We start from the raw sequence: 16,782 nt of genomic DNA, 5'->3' as shown, positions 1-16,782 counted from the left end.
ATATTATCTTGTTCATCGAAGAAAGAATCCGGGTTCACCGTTGAATCTCTTATCCCTACTGCATGTATGAAAAATTTAACTCTGCGTCAGACGAATGTTTTAAATGAGAAATCGAGAAATCAAAGATAGTCTTCTCAAAAAGATTTTGCGTTTCATTCTGGTCTGGGGAACTCCTGTTCTATTTGCATCATTAATTCTGGATCTGACAACCAGCTTTCGAGTTGCTAAAAGTCCGGTTTTTGATGAGACGTTTTATTTATCTACTGCCTTGGCCAGTGTGAATCAGGGGACGATTGACCCAAGGCTCTGTCAATCAGGAGTCGCGCCCCTACCGGTGCTGCTGAACTATCTTCCGGTTGTCTGGAGTACAGAAGGCGATGAACGTCCCAGACCCTGGAAGGGAAGTATTGCTGATGCCGAGCTGATATTTGAAGCTCGGTTTATGAATTCGCTGCTGGTTGGCATACCGACGATGCTTCTGGTCTATTTCTGGCTCTACAGACGAAGAGGTTATATTGCAGGGATTTTCGGTGCCGCTCTGATTATGTTTTCGCCGACAATGATCGCCCATTTCTCACTGGCAACCACGGATTCCTGTTTCACATTATCAGCGCTGATTGCGCTGGCAACGCTCACCTGTTACTGGAAACGCCCCAGTCTCAGAAACCTGTTCTGGCTGGCGCTGGCTGTTGGAGTTGCGATTTCTGTAAAATATTCAGGTTTATTTCTACTGCCCTGCGTGCTGATTGTGATGGTCTTCAATACGTTTAAACCTGGGTCACCATTTTCCGGAAGGTCCTTCTGGGGATACATGAAACAGGTGACCTTCGTGTTTTCTGTATTCCTGGTTTTTTTGTTACCGTTGACCTGGGCATTTCATCTGTTTCAATTCGGTGGGCCGCTAAAGGCCGTTCCCTATGCAGAAACACCGGACGATTCGGCATGGGTACGCGTGCTGGGGCGTGGCGCTGTCGCGCAGCAGATTATGGAAGTCTCACATAGTACTCTGAAATACCCTGCTCCTTTGGCTGGCATTCTCTTCCAGATTCAGCATAATTCGGGAGGCCATGTGGCGTACCTGATGGGAGAGGTTTCTGAATCTGGCTGGTGGTACTATTTTCCATTGACCTGGTTCTTCAAGAGTACGCCAGTCGAATTGTTTTTGACAATTCTCGGGCTGATTCTGAGTCTGTTCTTTTTGTATCACGCCTGGAAATTGAGCAGCAATACACTCATAGACGAAATTTCTGCAGATCCTAAGGAATATTCTCCGCTCAGGTCACAGACAGCAACTTATCATGCTCCGGCTATCTGGTTGCTCGCTGGCCTTGTCCTGCTCGGAATGCTGTTGACCAGCCGTATTAATATTGGTCAACGTTATCTTTTGACGCTTTATCCACTGATGGTTCTATTTACCATCGACCAGTTTTGCCATTGGAACCAACACCGTTTTTACAGGGTCATTCTACTCTGTATTCTCTGTGTTGGATTTCAAGTCGTCTCAATCGCTTCCGTAAAACCACATTTTCTCTCTTATTTCAATTCCTTTGTCGGTGGCCCGTCAGCAGGGCATCTCCTCCTGCTGGACTCCAATCTGGACTGGGGACAGGACCTGCCTGCTTTGCAGAAAATGATCGCTGAACTTCCCCCGGAAGATCGCGAAAAATGCGTACTTTATTATTTTGGAACTGCACTCCCTAAGTCGTACGGGATCAAAGTACATCCCTTGAGAGATGATGTACTCGATAACCTGAATCAGAGGAAATATCTGGTGCTGTCTGCCGGTTTTCTGCATGGACTCTACATGGACCATGATCCATTTGAAGCGTTCCGTTCCATTGAACCTTTTAAACACGTTGGCTATTCGATGTTCGTTTTCAAGTTAGATACACCCGAAGCTAAGCAGGCTTTGCGGGAATCACTGGCTCGACTGCAGAAAATGAGAGATGGTGATGCTCTCAAAGAAATGACCAATAAGGGGGGAAAAAGTACGTCCGCCCCGTCAACTGATTTCAGGGAATGACAAATAAAAATGATTTTTATCCAGAATGATCAGTCTGGACTAAAAGTCGAAATAGAACAGGCATCTTTTCTCAGTACAAGATGGGCTTGATTGCCGGCTGCAACATACTATCATCACTCATATATCAATATCCTGAGAAAGCCCTTTTCTGTAATCTACAGGGAACTATCATAAAGCTCATTTCGTCCTACTGATTGCTAGACGACAACCTGGTACCTTCCGGTTGTTATTTATGTAAACCAAGTGGCAAGGAGTATTCAGAATGAAAAGCTGGTCTGTTCACCTGACGATGATCGTTGTGCTGCTGTGTCTGATGGCAGGAAGTCTGCAAAGTGCCGTGGAGGCAGAGAAACCGATTTTAGATGCAGACCTCGATGTGAAAAAAATGCTGAAACGGATCGAACAACTCGAACAACGCGTCAGGGAACTGGAACAAAAACCGAATCCCCTTCGCTTCCCGGTAACACAAATGCCCTCTCCACCTCGCATACATCTGCCCCAGTCAGGTACCCCGAGAGTGATCCCGACGTTGCCGCAAAAACCCGCGATTCCCCCAAACTGGAGACGCAACCAGATCAATGGGATCGAGTATTATATCGTGCCCTTAAGCCAGTCAGATCGAACCGTTGTCCGCTGAAATCGAATAAGGAATCTGCCTGGATGTTATCACGCTACCCGTTTCTGATCACAATTATCGGGTTGACCATTCTGGCTGGCCTGGTCGTCGGCCCCGGCTGTTATGCCTGGGTCTACTTTCACGTTGATCAGATTCGCGTTCCGGCAGACCTCGCGAATCAAGTAGCATGGGTGCAGCGGATGAGTACGGTTTCCCTGTGGTTTCTCTCCTTCGGCTTCATCGGCCTGGTGATCCTGACCATTGCTGACAAATGTTTGCGAAAAGATCGCTGACATTATTCATCAACTGGCTTGAGCATTCGCCGCTCGCTCATTACAGTCAAGCCGTCCTCTAAAGAGACCACTGTTAACAGTCTTCAAATAGAATATACTTCCATGGATCCGACTCCGGTTGAACTCAAGAAACTCGAAGGCGAAAACGCCCTGCTCATCGGTTGGGATGACGGTCAGCGCAGGCGCTACACTTACGGAGAACTCCGCAAAGCCTGCCCCTGCGTCACCTGTCGCAATGAGAAAAAACAGGCCGCCGCCGACCCGGTTAAACTCCCGATCCTCACCCCACTGGAAGCCCAGCCCGTCCAGGTCGACAAGATGAGCCTCGCCGGCAACTACGCCTACCGCATCACCTTCAGTGATGGTCACAATACCGGCCTGTTCACTTTCGAACACCTCCGCGAACTGGGTGAAGTCGTTGAGTAAACTCATCAGTCTGACTTCAGCTTCCGCCAGACAAGTGTTGATAGATCCAGCTCGTATTCACTTTGATTAGTTACCAGATCCAGCTCTTCATCTTCGTTCAAGATGCTCAATTTTCCCGCTTCGACTCGAATCGTATTCTTCGTCGGCTCATAACGGGTACGATGATTTGAAATCCACCCCGGCATCTCCCCTGAAGTTTTCACCGCTTCGATTTTCCACGAGCCCGTATGCAACCGGTAAACGGGAGTAAATCCCGGCTTTCGCTGTTCAGGATACCCCGCGCCGCCGATCAGATAAATCGTGTCTTCTACCAGTGTCGCAGTGTGAAAATCAGTGGGCGGGAAAACGTCTTTTGGATATCCCAGAATCTGAAAACTCCCTTTGCCATCATAAATCACGACATCGTTGTAAATATAAAAATCCGGGTCGTAATAGTCTTCATGCTCGCCGCCCACCTGCACATAGCGTCCCTCTTTTACAGGGGTCAGCGAAGAACCGAAACGATCAGCACACCACACAACCCCCGGCTTTTCAAATGCGGTTCCATCCTGGAAGTGCTCTCGCGCCTGGTAGGCGTTACCGCCGATTTGAATCATGTCTGACCAGAACGGGTTGTCCATCCGCTCCGGATTTGCCGTTCCAAATCGCGGCGATTTGTACTTGAGATACTCAGCAGGAGTTGCCTGGAACATGGCTTGATCATCCAGCTTCAGCAGCAGGCGTTTCATTTCAGGTGACGCCAGGCTCAGATCATCGCCGGCTGCCAGAAACAGCTTTAAAACCTCGACACTGTAAACACCGACAATCGCAGGCTCCACCGTCGGGTTCTGTCCCATTTCCTCCATCAGGGCTTTCGTCTCTTCGAACGACTCAAGCCACTCTTCCTCCGACATCTCTCCTTTAAGTTCTTCCGGCATATTAATCTTGATGAAATCGAATGTATCCTCACCATAATCAATTTTCTTCAGTGGATATTTGGGATGATAGCCCCGGTCAACCCCCCGCGCCAGTAGCTCCTGCACGCCCGCTGCAAAATCCTCGCTCACAGCATAATCAAGAGCCGTTGCATTATGATCGTCAGTCAATTCAGGATCCGCCCCCCTGGTCAGCAGTAACTGCATCTTCTTCAGATCTTTGGCTTCCAACGCGATCATCAACGCGTTCATTCCACTATCACCCTCTGCATTGACGTCAATCCCCGACTCTAATCTCTGCTGCAGTTCAGCCAGTGTCCCCTCTTTCACGACTTGATGAAATTGCTTGATTTCCGGATTCACTTCTCTTTTCGATTTCTGATCCATATGTGCCTCCTCATTTCCTTTCCCACATCCCACCAGACCAAGCAGAAGGAACGACACCAGACAGGTGATTCCTGTTCGTAGAAAAATGATTTGTAAGTACAGCATGAAATTTTAAACCCAAAAAGAGGGTGTCGTTGGAGGGAACAGAACCAAAGTCATTGCATATGCGTATCATATCAGTATTCCTCAACAGATAAATCGATTCAGCAAATTCATCAATTCACTGCCGAAATCCCACTACTCAAAGTTCCTCTTGACGTCCGCACGACGCTGGCGAGACTGCATCGCTAAGCGTCGCGCGCGTAGCACGTTTTTTCGCATACGACAGATCCGTTCTCCTGGGGAGATCAGCACTATAAAAGCCCCCCGTTTCAAGCACATTTGACGGCGGCACGCATCTCCGGTGATCTGAAAACGTGCCCTTTTTGCTCTTTTTTCACGCAGTAACAGCCCTATCCGTGACGTATCTTCCGCAAACAGGACCACTCCCGAGCCAATGTCGCGCCAGATCGACTTGACCCCACTGCGCCCTTCCCCATAATCCTTCTCATCCGATTTTTGAATGAACATTTCCTGTTACCTCTCCGGTTTGAAAATAAAACAGACCGAGTCGAGCTTATCCGATGTCACCCGGTTCAACAGAGATGAATCTCCCGAACACATGCTCATTGATTAGTACCGGGATCGAAGAGATGGAAGCGATTGTGCTCCCTGCTGATGTTCGTGTCCGTTCGTATTATTCGTGATATCAATTAAAATACCTTTTCTTCGTATCGCTGAAAGACAGTGCTGGCAACTTCGGTTATACTGGAACGCGGATACACCATAATTCCCATTCGAAAGCAATCGGATGTCGATACACTCTCACATCTTGATCCATCGTATGACCCTGCTCTGCGGTTTGCTGGCGCTGCTCTGTACCGCGTCTTCTTGTGACAATCTGGAATCACCCATCAAGCGTAAGGTTTATCCTGAGTCCAATCTTGATCTGCGATATCTGATCCATGAGGCAGTGGCTAAGGACCCGGCGGCGAAGGAAGAGCTGGAGTTCGAATTCTCTCAGGGCTGCCCTGTCGGTTATCTCGTTGAACTGGCACGGATCTCTCAGAACAAAGCGGTCCCCGCTGCAGAGCGTCGTCTGGCGCTGGACTATCTGGCTTCGTCGTTTGAAAGGCTGCGATTTCAAAATCTGCAGTGGGACTGTATCGGTCAACTGGAAGAGTTAAGTCAGATCCTGGCCCCCGGCAAGGTACTGACTGAGAACCGTGATCTGTTGGATCAGGTCTGGGTGAAATTACACACCAGAGAAGCCTGGGCAGCGTACATCGAGAAGTCGGCTGAAGAGCAGGATGAGATGCGGGAAAATACTATGGAAGGCTCAGAGCATGTCGTGACGCTTTTGGGAGACGTTCGCTGGACACGGGGAAACTATGATCTCACTCCCGTGAGCCGGATGACGCCGGATCAGCTTAAACATTCAATCAATCCTTTTCAATTTGAAGTTCGCAGCGAGTTCCTTTCCCAGGCCCTGCTCCGCACGCTGGTTACTGCCTGCCGGAATGAAACGGACAAAGACCGGAAACTGTTTTTACTGGGAGGCCTGGCTGCAACTCGTACTGATATCGCTTATCAGGAACTGCAGGTTTACCGTGCCGAGACTGACGATCCGGAACTCATTTACTGGATTGACAGCTTGTACAATGACTACTACCTCCACCAGGGACTGGTGTTTGGTATCAGTATCCGCTTCCTTGATAAATTTATGACATTCGAGAATGTAACACCTGAGCAGCAGGCCCCTATTTGCAAGATCTATGCCAACCATTTTCAGGAAACGGTGCCGACGGATCCAGTCGAATTCGAAATCTGGTGGTCGAAGAAATGGGGACAGATCGATATCGCCGCGTTCACGGCTGCCACAATCGAACTGGCTGCCAGAGATGAAGACACATTTGCAACGATCAGTGAGTTGATGTTAAATACCAATCACTTTTTCAATCAACCGGCGGTGACGGAGGCTTATCTCAAGTTGTACGAGTCAGAGAATATTTATGCTCGAGTGAGTGCCGCCCGTATTTTATGTCAGCTGGGTGACTTCCGCGGCGTTCCTTTTCTCATCGATGTTGCCTGTGATCAGATCGATCAGCCCGTCAACCTGTATACACCGCACGCCCGAGGCCATGCTTTAAGCACATTGGTCGAACTCGCTGGCGACAACTATTTCCGCAACCACGCCCGCTGGACCCGCTGGTGGAACGAAAACCAGGCAGCCGCCAGAGCCGCACACCAGCCAGGCTGGTATCAACCGCGGTAAATGGTTTTCGTGTGTTTCGAGGTAGCAATAAAACGACTTTTTCTCCGCTCCCCGAAGGGATGGATCGAACTACCGGACTGCTGCAGTAACTGCGGCAGACGGAACGGGAGGGAAATAAAGTCGGATCGAAATGGGAATCAGGCTGCCAGTGGGAGTTTCCAGATCTGCCAGTCCGATGCTGTCAGGAGTCTGAACGATGTTATCCGGTGTTCTCAGCTTCACCCGACCGTAAGGTAGCGGCCCGGTTTCTGTAATCGCTTTATAAGAAGTGCACGATGCCGACCCGCCCGTTTTGTCATTTTTCGAAGTCGTTGTGAGTATGAAGCCGTACCCTGTTTCGCCCCCTTCCAGTTTTAACTTATCTGAGACTTCCAGACTGATCAGCGTTCGCAAATGATTGTGGCGAACAGCAGGGGAATCATTCGGATTACCATAAGTGCCATATTTCTTCTCACCAATATACAGCGACACCGCATTGATCTGACTGTGAGTAATCTCGAACTCAATTTTACTATCAGAAGCAGAACGCAACTGGACGACCTGCGCTGTGTCCGTCCGGGAATCGTCGCTGTGAGAACCGCAGCCACTGAAACAGAGCAAGAGCAACAGCATCCCGCCAACTGCCGGCCAGCGTGAAACAACCTTGGGCATCACATCTTCCCTCTCAAACAATGAACTCAAAAGAACGCCGCACATCTGCAACCAGCGACCGTGAACGCCGGAGTCTTTTGAAGCAGGAGCAGGCGACTGAACCATTACGATACTCTGCCCCGCCATGCGAAGCAAACGATTTCTCTCGAATCAGCACAGTGTCCTCTGTAGAGGAGACGTGTTTGGCCAGAGTGTTTTTCGCGCGTTTTCGTGTCTTTCGTGGCAGCAATAAAATTATGAATTCTCTGTACTTCCGGAAATCCGTGCTTGAAATCCGATTTAGAGAAGTGTATTTAAGATTCAGGTGTCAATCCCGTGAGCGGGCCTTTAATCAACACGGAGAAGCACACATGGCAGCGACCGGCTGGCTTTATTCTTGTACGTATACTCATGATGTGAATTTCAGTCTGCAGCAGCTGCGTCAAGCCGTGTTTGACCGCCGCGAGTTCACGCTGCCCGGCGATTTGATCGCAAGGACTGACGACGCCACGCTGGCGAAAGCCGCACCGCGGACCAATGATTTGCAGAAACTGCTCAAGATCAGCCAGGAACTGGACCAGGCACTCAGCGGCCTGGGTTTAGATACGGTTGACTCCGAGCAGCAGACCCGCGATGTCCGCAGGCTGCTCGAACAGGTCGACAAGAAAGGCTTCGTCTTCGCCGCCCGGGAAGCCCTGGAAAGCAGCAGCACGCCCCCCGCCACGATCGACGAACTGCTCGCACAGTGCGCCGCAGCCGGCACACATTCGATCCTCGACATCCAGCACATCTCCCCCACCCCGCAATCAGGCGCGGCGACCTCCCTCAGCGACGAACAACTGCAAACCCTGTTCGGCACCACCCAACCCACCAGAGCCATGATCCAGTCAGCCGAACAGTCCGGCAAGTTGCACGAACTCTGCGAACGCTGGCACGCCGTTTATCTGACCGTGTATGAAGAAGGTGAACCCGTGGAATATGTGTTTGTGGGCGTGAGCGGGGATTGAAAGGTCAACTTGATCGATCAGCAGGAAATTCTCCTTCCTCTGGACTGTCGTTCAGAGAAGTTTTATGATGGGTAGAACCGCTCATTCATGAAATGGAGATCAGAATTATGAAACGTTCCTGTACCCCGCTTTGGCTGGCAGTCTGTCTGCTTTGTTTCACGCAATGCCTGTTTGTTGTAAGCCAGGCGATGGCTGCCCCTCCCGAAGAAAGGCAGGCGGTGAGCAGTCAATCGGTTCCGGCGCAATCTGTCAAGCAGCAGGCAGCCACTACGGGGCAGCGAAAGGCGAAAGCAACGCCACAGCAGGAAAAACAGATTCGCGCTTTGATTGAGCAACTGGTGTTCGATGAGAGTATCGATTCCAAAGATGAGAAAGCCCGGGAAAAAGAGTGGGATCTCTGCATCGACGCCTTTCAAAAGCTGTCTAAATACAAGGAACTGGCTTTCCCGGCGTTAGTGGAACATCTGGACGACAAACGTCCTTCGATCCCTTTTCGCAATCATTACCTCGGATTTGCAGTAGGCGATGCCTGTTACTGGAATATGGTGTACCAGTTGCAGGACCGACCCAAAGGTTATTCCCGGTATGGCTATGCCCGTAAAGGCCGGGACGGGAAGTCGCACCCCAAGCCTGTCTGGAAGGGATCACCGTTTGCTGAAGCCGGCGGTTTGAAGAAATGGCTGATTGCAAATCAGAACCTCTCCTACACGGAGCAGCAGATTAAATGTCTGAACTGGATGCTTGCGGCAGAGAAAAAAATTGGTGCCGCCGACGCGGAGAGTTACTTCGTGAATATCCTCCCCCTGGAGATCCAGATCCTCAAACGCCGCCAGCAACTGGGCCACGACGTCCAGGCCGAGTTAAAGCGTCTACAGCAGATCAAAGCCCAGAAACTGGTCAACCAGATCCCGGCTGAGTTGCTGCCGGAGAAGCAGAAGTAGTCACACATTTCGTTTCGAGTTCTGCGAGGAAAGCACAACAACCGTAAGCCAGGCGGGCAAACGAACCAGCCTCTGCTTGACTGTCTTCAAGGAAGGTGAGCCGGTGGAATATGTGTTTGCGGGCGTCAGCGGGGATTGAGGTACGGCAATCTATCCAGTTCGATTCTCAATCATCTCACGCAATCGGGTGGCACTGTTGGCAAATCGGGTGGCACTGTTGGCTTGCCAACAGTGATGGGAGTTGACGCAGAATGTGATAGAGAATTTGATTTAGAGTCTGTTTCGATTCGAACAGACTGGCGATGCGGATGAATCTGATTTGACCTGACAGATCCAAAGAAATTAACGGGTAAGTATTTGTGGCTTCAGTCAGATATAACGGGTGGGAGCGGTCCCCTGTTTACACTGTTGGCAAGCCAACAGTGCTACCCCGTCGTTAGCAGTGTTGTAGTTTATTCAGAGTTGTGAAGAAGCTACACCATATACAGTAACCTTGATTTCCAGTCGTAACTCAGTACACAACTCAAGCAGCAGCAAGGGTAACCGATTGAATTGCCCTGTGCTTTCTCGGGGAAAATCCCAGGCAAAGTCGAGGATAGCTTGTTCAACACCACTTCGTGATCGCAATTCCTTGATGTCAGTCCGATGTCTTGTGAGAAAGCTGATGGCATCAGTGATCTGAGCAGGAACACAATCACCATTCTCGTTGCTTACTGTGCAATTGAATGTTGATTGATCCTGTTCTGTCGTACGCCCGCTCTCACGATCTTTTCGTGCTGAAATGGCTTCTGTGAACTCGGCGAATGTGTTGACTATTGAAGATGAAAGTTCTTTGTATGGGCCTGAAAGTCTTAATACGCACATTACTATTTATCTCATAGTTTGAATTCTTTTAATTAGGAATACCCTTCCGCTTTGGGTTTTTAAACCATGCTGATATTACATCCATGAATGCCCAGACGTCATCTGCCTTTGGTGCGACATAATCAGGTGCATTAGGATCTTCACCCATCTTCTCAAAAATATTGATAAGCCAATCCCTTTTTTTTCCTGATACTCCTAAATATTTCAACCAAGATTCTAATTCACCAATTTCAACAATAAATAAACCATAATCAGCGAGTTGTTTGAAGAGGATACTTGCTGCTTCCTTGTCAGCATTATTTAAAATATCGATTCCACCATCTCTCTTCATACACTTTCCAGTTGCTTTGCATTTATTGTCAATCGCTGAGCGATTTTGCCCTAAGCCAAGATGACTCGCCTCTGGTAGATAACCACTCTGCATGAAATCAGTCCAATCTTTTCCTCCATTCTTGATGATATCTATATCTACTATCCCAGCTGCTGGTATCCCGAGTTCTCTCAGTGGTTTAATAATTTTGTGCACCGTTGTCTTGTTCTGTGCGTTCAGAAACAGGCAATTGGGGATCCCACGATCTTTAGTCGGTTGCAATAATCGCTCATTGATTTCCTGGTAGAAGGCACGATCCGAGTCGGCTTCTGTAACAATTACGGCATCGAAGAATAAACCTTCCAGCACTCCGGTAGAACGAAAGAGTGGATCACGCATCAGTTTAAGGAGCATCTCGTTAGGTAAGGTTCTGGCAGTTGGTACGTCGTTATGATAGGTCAGTCGCACGATGTTTATTGGAACGCCCGATTGAATACAACCCATCACAAAATTTGCACTGTGTGTTGATACAAATAGTCGTTTATCTGAAGAAGATGCTGAGAGGGCAAGTTCTTTACCAAGTTTGAATGATAATGTGGGAGAGAGAAATGCTTCCGGCTCATCGATCATAATTACCTTTGGATCACCTGCGATTATTTGGGCGAGAATACCTGTGAATGCTTTTACTCCATCGCTATAAGTTTCAAGACGTTTTGCTCTTTTATGGAATTGTACAGCTTCCTCATGAAATCCTCGTTCCTCTAAGTGATTTTTAGGTCGTGCGTCAGAAAAACGAATGTGGAGATAACCAAGTAAAGTTGGGTCAAGGACTATATATTTATCAAATGTTCTAAATAACATTTCACGAAGAATTTCTCGCTTATTGTCATCATTAAATAAAGTATTAGCTACGTCATTGATCTTTCCTTGAGGATCTTGAATAGAGGAATCTCGAATTAATCCCGTTCGGTTTTGGTGGTCTATCTTTAATACTTGGTACCAAAAATATGCTCTACAGAACAGATCCGGATCTGAGTTTGGGTTTTTTAATACCGATAAGATCCGGTCTTCGTGAACTTGAATTTGGCTGTTTTCATTTCCTACATATATTTTCGTTGGATCGATACTATCTCGTGGTCTGGGTGGACGTTTAATACTTTGCAAAAGAGTATTAGGATCAGAAACGTTTTCATCAAACGTGATGTGATCAAGAATCAAATTATCTGGATGTGAAATTCCACGATTACAGAAATCCTTGATTTCGCTCAAAACTTTACTCTTGCCAGAATTATTTGGACCGACAAAGATTGTTATAGGAGCGATATTAAATTCAACGGGTGTATTTCCAGGAGCTGATCCGAATTTCAATTTGATTGATTTAATCACTTACAGAAGCTCCAAAATATTAGTGATACGTGTGTGTATGTGTTTAGTGTAAAGCCCTGCCTGCTCCGTATCAATGTAAGCTACAGAACTAATGAAATTACATCAGAGTGTTTGATAATTCCTTGAATTTTCTTATGGAGAATCGGTTGTTTATCTCACTGATTTACTCGTAAGCTAATGTAAAAAAAGCAGGCACAAAGGCCTGCTTTTAATGGATCTGATGTGTTCCGATACCCTACTCCGCCACACTCGTCAGCGGCCCTACCGCCGCGGTCGTACTGTGTCCCAGCGGGTATTTCTCCAGTAGTTTCTGGATGTCGGACAGGGTGATGTTGTTGAGGAGTTTCAGGTCGTCGGCGACGGAAAAGTATTCGCCGCGGTAGACCCAGTTGCCTCCTAATGACGACAGGCGGCCCATCGGGCGTTCGCTTCTTAGTACCAGGCGGGACGCGATTTTGTTGCGGGCGCGGTCCAGTTCTTCCTGGGTGATGCCGTTCTCGTTCACGTCGTCGAAGATCTGCTCGATCAGCTTGCGGTTGTCTTCGGTCAGCTCGGGGTCGCAGCAGAGGTAGGTCAGCCAGGTACCGCTGCCGTCGTATTCGTTGAAGCCGAGTTCGGCGGATTCGGCCAGACCTGTATCAACCAGCTTCCAGTACAGGCGGCTGTTGGAATCGTCGCCGATCACCACCGACAATACTTCTGCCGGCAGCCGCAGATTGTCCTGCGCCGCGGGTGCGGGGCCCAGTTCCATGATGTGCTGCTGCTGGATGGCTTTCTCGATGATCGTCTGCGTGCCCGTGCTGGGCTGCGCTTCGTCGATGGGGCGCTCGCTCTTGCCTGCCGGCCAGTGGTCACACAGTTTGTGAGCCAGTTCCAGGATCTGTTCCCAGTCGGCATTGCCGGTGATGGCCAGCGTCAGGTTGCCTGCCAGGTAATGTTTGGCATGGTAGTCGCGCATCTGTTCGGCGGTGAGATCGGTGATCGACTGCACGGAACCCAGGATGCTGCGTCCCAGCGGATGCCCTTGGAAGTGGGCCTGCATCACTTTTTCATACGCGGTGAAACTGTGCAGATCGTCGTACATGCCGATCTCTTCCAGGATCACCTTTTTCTCCATGTCGAAATCTTCCTGACGCAGCGTGGGATAGATCAGCGTGGAGAGCAGCTCCATCGCGGTTTCCACGTATTCGGGCAAAAAGGAGCCGTAGAACAGTGTGATCTCTTCGCTGGTGGAGGCGTTGTAGTTCGCGCCGATCTCATCGAAGATGCGGTTCACATCGTCGGCGGAATATTTTTCGTTCCCTTTGAACGCCATGTGTTCGAGGAAGTGACTCACGCCGGACACCGCGTCGGTTTCATCGCGGGAGCCGGTGCGGACGAAGTAACCGATGGCGAGGCTGTGCGCGCTCGGATTCAGCTCGGCGATGATCTGCAGGCCGTTGTCTAATTGTGCTTTATGAAATATCACTGGGAACCTCTAATGGTTGGGGGCCGATCGTTAAGACGGTGAAATTCGCTGCGGGGTGCGCGTGGATGTAATTCAACACGCGGTCGGTGGTCAGCTGCTGAATTTCGTCGTTGATCTGGTCGAGTGTGGTAATGCGTTTGAGATAGAACCAGTCACGGGCAATCGAACTGGCGCGGGACGACGTCGATTCCTGCGACATGATCAGCGAACTTTTGGCGCGGGCTTTACAGCGTTCCAGTTCGGATTCTTCAATGCCGTCACCCAGGCGGGTGAGTTCAAAGAGGGTGACGTCGAGAGTTTCCTGGGCCCGTTCTGACGTGGTGCCTGCATAACAGAGCACGCGGCCCAGTCCCGGCATGCCGGAGAGCGAGGCGGAAACCGTATAGCACAGCCCGCGTTTCTCGCGGACTTCGGTAAACAGCCGGGCGCTCATGCCCCCACTCAGGATGCCGACGGCAGCCCAGGCGGCGTAATATTCGGGATGGCCGTACGGGACGGCGTCGTACGCGATGCCCAGGTGCGTCTGTGTGGTATCCTGTTCGGTGAAGAACCGGTTCTCGTCGGCAAAGACCATGGCGGGTTCTTCGCTGATGCTACTGGTTTTCCAGTCGCCGAACAGTTCTTCGATGATCTGCTTGACCTGTTCGAAGTCGACATTGCCGGCGACGCCGATGATGGTTTCGTTGGGATGGAAGCAGTTTTCATACAGCGTGCGGACATCGTCGATGGTGATGAATTCCAGGTGTTCCAGTTCCCCGTCGTTGGGCAGTCCCCAGGGAGCGGGAAAGGCGTGCCGTTTGAGCTCGACGAGTGCTTTCTGCCGGGCATCATCTTCGACTGACAGCAGCGCCTGCGCGACTCCGGCGCGGGCGGCGTCAAACTGGTTGACCGGCAGATGCGGGTTCTTGAGGATCTCGCCGTAGATCTTGAGGGTTTCGGCCAGGTTGCCGGCGAGCGTCGCTCCGCTGAAGGTGATGTGTCCGCTGGTGATACCTTCGTGTCGTTGCACGCCGAGATCATCAAGGGCACACGAAAGCTGCTGGCTGTCATAAGGACCGGCCCCGCGGGTGACCAGTTCGGAGAGGATACTGGCGGTGCCGCGCTTGTTGGGGGGATCGTAAATACTGCCGCTGGGGACCAGAATAGAAAAGGCGGCCGACTGGACATCGTCCATGGTTTCAGCGACCAGCGTCAGTCCGTTTGAAAACTGATGGGTTTGAATCAGTTGTTTACCCATACGGGATGCAACCTTCCTGCTTATGTGATCATTTCCAGGTGACTGATCAGAGTCTCGAGTGATATTAAGTCTGCGACCGACGTAAGTTACGGCTGGCTCAGGGGGCTCTGCCTGCTCTGATCAGAGCGATTCCGCGATCTTAGCGACTGGAGTCGTGTTTTGGTAGTGTCATCTCAGACCTGGAATGGCGTGTTGACTTAAATGATCAGTAGTGTCGAGAAATACCAGAAAACATCGCGGGGCGCTGGACGTATAGGGGGTTATTGATGTTAAGATGGATGTGCGATGGTGCTGGAGTCGTTTCCGGTTCCTCTCAAGATGTCCCTCCCCAATCAGTCATCCCGAATAAAGGAATCACCTGGTGCGAACGCAAAACAAGACGACAGCAACGAACCGAATCTCCCGCAGACATTTCCTGGGCAAAAGTCTCGCCGGAGTCGCAGGTACAGGAGTGCTGGCTCTGATTTCCAGTTCTGTGCAGGCCGCAGAACAAAAAGCGTCGCCGAAACATTTACGAATCGAACGTATCGAGCGCACCACGGTGAAAGTTCCCTTTCGCGAAGTGCCCGCCCGGAACATGGCCCGCGAACTGCCGCACTGGGCGTATACTGAAATTGTCGAAGTGCATTTAAAATCGGGGCACGTCGGCTTCGGAGAGACACTGCTGTATTACACGTGGAATGCCACTTCCGACGAGGCCGTCCAGAAAGCACAAGGCAAAAATGCCGCCACGATGATGTGGGATGACGACCTGGGTGCCGGCCTGCAGATGGCGTTGTTCGATGCGGTCGCGAAAGCAGCCGAGGTCCCGGTGCATGCCTTGCTGGGCGAGAAGATTTACGAGCAGACGCCTCTCTCCTGGTGGAACATCGACACGTCTGTAGCAGACATGGCTCTGGAGTGTGCCGAGGCTTACAGGCAAGGCTACATGTCCTACAAAACCAAGGGGCGACCCTGGTTCGATGTCTGGGCGCAGGTTGAAGCAGCGACCAAAGTGGTGCCGCAGAACTTCAAAATCGATATGGACTTCAACGATACGCTGCTGGATGCAGAGCGTGCCCTGCCGATTCTGAAAGACCTGGCGAAGTACCCGCAGGTCGATATTTTTGAATCGCCGATCTTTCAGGATGACATCGCCGGCAACAAAAAGCTGATGGCGGCCACCGATGTGAATATCGCCATGCATTATGGTACTCCCGAGCCTTTGATTGCGATTCGCGAAAATATCTGCGATGGATTCGTGATCGGACATGGTGCCAGTGCGCTGCTGGCCTCGGGCGCAGTCGCTGCGATGGCGGACAAACCGTTCTGGTTGCAGTTGGTCGGTACGGGTATTACCGCTGCCTTTTCACTGCAGTTCGGCGCGGTGTTGAGTCATGCGACCTGGCCGGCTGTGAATTGTCACCAGCTTTACAAACACAATCTGTTGACGGAACCGATTGTCGTCAAAGACGGATTCGCCCAAATCCCGGACAAGCCGGGGCTGGGGTATGAGCTGGATCGTGATCTGATTGAAAAGCTCCGCGTCAAAAAACCGGCTTCCCGCCCGGAACCGCCGCGCCTGATCGAAACGACATGGAAAGACGGACGGAAGATGTATTTCGGCAATACGGGCGAAGTGAATTTCGTCCTCAACCCGGCCCGCGATGGCAATGTGCCCTTCTTCGAACGCGGCGTCGACACACGCCTGGTTCCCAATGATGGTTCAAAAGAGTGGAAAGATCTCTATCAAAAAGCGAATCGTCAGCCGTTATTGATCAAAGGGTAAGGCACAGCGGGACGTGGCTAACGCTTCTGGATTCGAATTCTACTTAGCAAAGTAGCAGAACCGGGGCGTTAGCCTAATGGCACTTACTTTAAATTAAGTTGGTTACCCCTGCCGTTTGGTATGGGATTTGCGCAGATTTTTATTCTTGAAAATAGGCCGCCAATTTGACAGGAGTAATCACGCTGTGAAACAATCACC

14 protein-coding genes are annotated in these 16,782 nt (G+C 50.3%); 8 read left to right on the top strand and 6 right to left on the bottom strand.

What is annotated here, in order from left to right:
* Positions 1 to 103 precede the first annotated feature (103 nt).
* From Pan161_RS04010 to Pan161_RS03995, 4 genes are all read left to right on the top strand, one after another.
* On the top strand, positions 104 to 2,023 hold the full coding sequence (locus Pan161_RS04010) for an ArnT family glycosyltransferase (RefSeq protein WP_145224300.1): 1,920 nt from the start codon (positions 104 to 106) through the stop codon (positions 2,021 to 2,023).
* Positions 2,024 to 2,285: 262 nt separating this feature from the next.
* Positions 2,286 to 2,660, top strand: a complete 375-nt coding sequence (locus tag Pan161_RS04005) for a hypothetical protein (RefSeq protein ID WP_145224299.1) — start codon at positions 2,286 to 2,288, stop codon at positions 2,658 to 2,660.
* Between the two features lie 23 nt (positions 2,661 to 2,683).
* The gene (locus Pan161_RS04000) at positions 2,684 to 2,932 is read left to right on the top strand and encodes a hypothetical protein (protein ID WP_145224298.1); all 249 of its coding nucleotides are present in this window, start codon (positions 2,684 to 2,686) and stop codon (positions 2,930 to 2,932) included.
* Between the two features lie 102 nt (positions 2,933 to 3,034).
* A complete protein-coding gene (locus Pan161_RS03995; protein ID WP_145224297.1) occupies positions 3,035 to 3,358 on the top strand; it encodes a DUF971 domain-containing protein in 324 nt (107 codons plus the stop codon).
* 5 nt (positions 3,359 to 3,363) lie between these two features.
* On the opposite strand, the gene Pan161_RS03990 is transcribed toward Pan161_RS03995, so the two are convergent.
* Positions 3,364 to 4,659: an ankyrin repeat domain-containing protein gene (locus Pan161_RS03990; protein ID WP_197995683.1), complete on the bottom strand. Its 1,296-nt coding sequence runs from the start codon at positions 4,657 to 4,659 to the stop codon at positions 3,364 to 3,366.
* A gap of 237 nt (positions 4,660 to 4,896) precedes the next feature.
* Positions 4,897 to 5,229 (bottom strand): hypothetical protein, encoded by a 333-nt coding sequence (locus Pan161_RS03985; RefSeq protein WP_145224295.1) that lies wholly within the window; start codon positions 5,227 to 5,229, stop codon positions 4,897 to 4,899.
* A 280-nt stretch (positions 5,230 to 5,509) separates the two neighbouring features.
* On the opposite strand from Pan161_RS03985, the gene Pan161_RS03980 reads away from it, so the two are divergent.
* The gene (locus Pan161_RS03980) at positions 5,510 to 6,973 is read left to right on the top strand and encodes a hypothetical protein (RefSeq protein ID WP_145224294.1); all 1,464 of its coding nucleotides are present in this window, start codon (positions 5,510 to 5,512) and stop codon (positions 6,971 to 6,973) included.
* 69 nt (positions 6,974 to 7,042) lie between these two features.
* Here the strand turns inward: Pan161_RS03980 and Pan161_RS03975 are convergent, their stop codons facing one another.
* On the bottom strand, positions 7,043 to 7,729 hold the full coding sequence (locus tag Pan161_RS03975) for a hypothetical protein (RefSeq protein ID WP_145224293.1): 687 nt from the start codon (positions 7,727 to 7,729) through the stop codon (positions 7,043 to 7,045).
* 77 nt (positions 7,730 to 7,806) lie between these two features.
* Between Pan161_RS03975 and Pan161_RS03970 the strand changes: the two genes are divergently transcribed.
* Together Pan161_RS03970 and Pan161_RS03965 are read left to right on the top strand one after the other, a co-directional pair.
* Entirely contained in the window at positions 7,807 to 8,610 is an 804-nt protein-coding gene (locus Pan161_RS03970) for a hypothetical protein (RefSeq protein WP_145224292.1), read from the top strand.
* 107 nt (positions 8,611 to 8,717) lie between these two features.
* Positions 8,718 to 9,551: a hypothetical protein gene (locus Pan161_RS03965; RefSeq protein WP_145224291.1), complete on the top strand. Its 834-nt coding sequence runs from the start codon at positions 8,718 to 8,720 to the stop codon at positions 9,549 to 9,551.
* Between the two features lie 892 nt (positions 9,552 to 10,443).
* Here the strand turns inward: Pan161_RS03965 and Pan161_RS03960 are convergent.
* The 3 genes from Pan161_RS03960 to Pan161_RS03950 all read right to left on the bottom strand — a co-directional run bounded on the left by Pan161_RS03960 (position 10,444) and on the right by Pan161_RS03950 (position 14,816).
* Positions 10,444 to 12,111 carry an ATP-dependent nuclease gene (locus tag Pan161_RS03960; protein WP_145224290.1) on the bottom strand — a complete coding sequence of 556 codons (1,668 nt, stop codon included), beginning with the start codon at positions 12,109 to 12,111 and terminating at the stop codon, positions 10,444 to 10,446.
* Between the two features lie 235 nt (positions 12,112 to 12,346).
* Positions 12,347 to 13,579: a M16 family metallopeptidase gene (locus Pan161_RS03955; protein ID WP_145224289.1), complete on the bottom strand. Its 1,233-nt coding sequence runs from the start codon at positions 13,577 to 13,579 to the stop codon at positions 12,347 to 12,349.
* Positions 13,566 to 14,816 (bottom strand): M16 family metallopeptidase, encoded by a 1,251-nt coding sequence (locus tag Pan161_RS03950; protein WP_145224288.1) that lies wholly within the window; start codon positions 14,814 to 14,816, stop codon positions 13,566 to 13,568. Before Pan161_RS03950 ends, Pan161_RS03955 begins: the two co-directional genes overlap by 14 nt.
* Before the next feature lie 361 nt (positions 14,817 to 15,177).
* On the opposite strand from Pan161_RS03950, the gene Pan161_RS03945 reads away from it, so the two are divergent.
* Complete coding sequence (locus Pan161_RS03945; protein ID WP_145224287.1) at positions 15,178 to 16,584, top strand: mandelate racemase/muconate lactonizing enzyme family protein; 1,407 nt, start codon at positions 15,178 to 15,180, stop codon at positions 16,582 to 16,584.
* Positions 16,585 to 16,782: the final 198 nt, after the last annotated feature.

The sequence above is a fragment of the Gimesia algae genome, assembly GCF_007746795.1.
Lineage (GTDB): Bacteria > Planctomycetota > Planctomycetia > Planctomycetales > Planctomycetaceae > Gimesia > Gimesia algae.
Note: the sequence above shows the minus strand (reverse complement) of the source record. Positions and strands in the feature narration are given on the sequence as shown.

Bases quoted from the DNA above. Each gene is read 5' to 3' on its own strand.
- Pan161_RS03965 (WP_145224291.1), top strand. From the start codon at position 8,718: ATGAAACGTTCCTGTACCCCGCTTTGGCTGGCAGTCTGTCTGCTTTGT.
- Pan161_RS03985 (WP_145224295.1), bottom strand. From the start codon at position 5,229: ATGTTCATTCAAAAATCGGATGAGAAGGATTATGGGGAAGGGCGCAGT.
- Pan161_RS03975 (WP_145224293.1), bottom strand. From the start codon at position 7,729: ATGGTTCAGTCGCCTGCTCCTGCTTCAAAAGACTCCGGCGTTCACGGT.
- Pan161_RS04010 (WP_145224300.1), top strand. From the start codon at position 104: ATGAGAAATCGAGAAATCAAAGATAGTCTTCTCAAAAAGATTTTGCGT.
- Pan161_RS03990 (WP_197995683.1), bottom strand. From the start codon at position 4,659: ATGGATCAGAAATCGAAAAGAGAAGTGAATCCGGAAATCAAGCAATTT.
- Pan161_RS03950 (WP_145224288.1), bottom strand. From the start codon at position 14,816: ATGGGTAAACAACTGATTCAAACCCATCAGTTTTCAAACGGACTGACG.
- Pan161_RS03995 (WP_145224297.1), top strand. From the start codon at position 3,035: ATGGATCCGACTCCGGTTGAACTCAAGAAACTCGAAGGCGAAAACGCC.
- Pan161_RS04005 (WP_145224299.1), top strand. From the start codon at position 2,286: ATGAAAAGCTGGTCTGTTCACCTGACGATGATCGTTGTGCTGCTGTGT.
- Pan161_RS04000 (WP_145224298.1), top strand. From the start codon at position 2,684: ATGTTATCACGCTACCCGTTTCTGATCACAATTATCGGGTTGACCATT.
- Pan161_RS03980 (WP_145224294.1), top strand. From the start codon at position 5,510: ATGTCGATACACTCTCACATCTTGATCCATCGTATGACCCTGCTCTGC.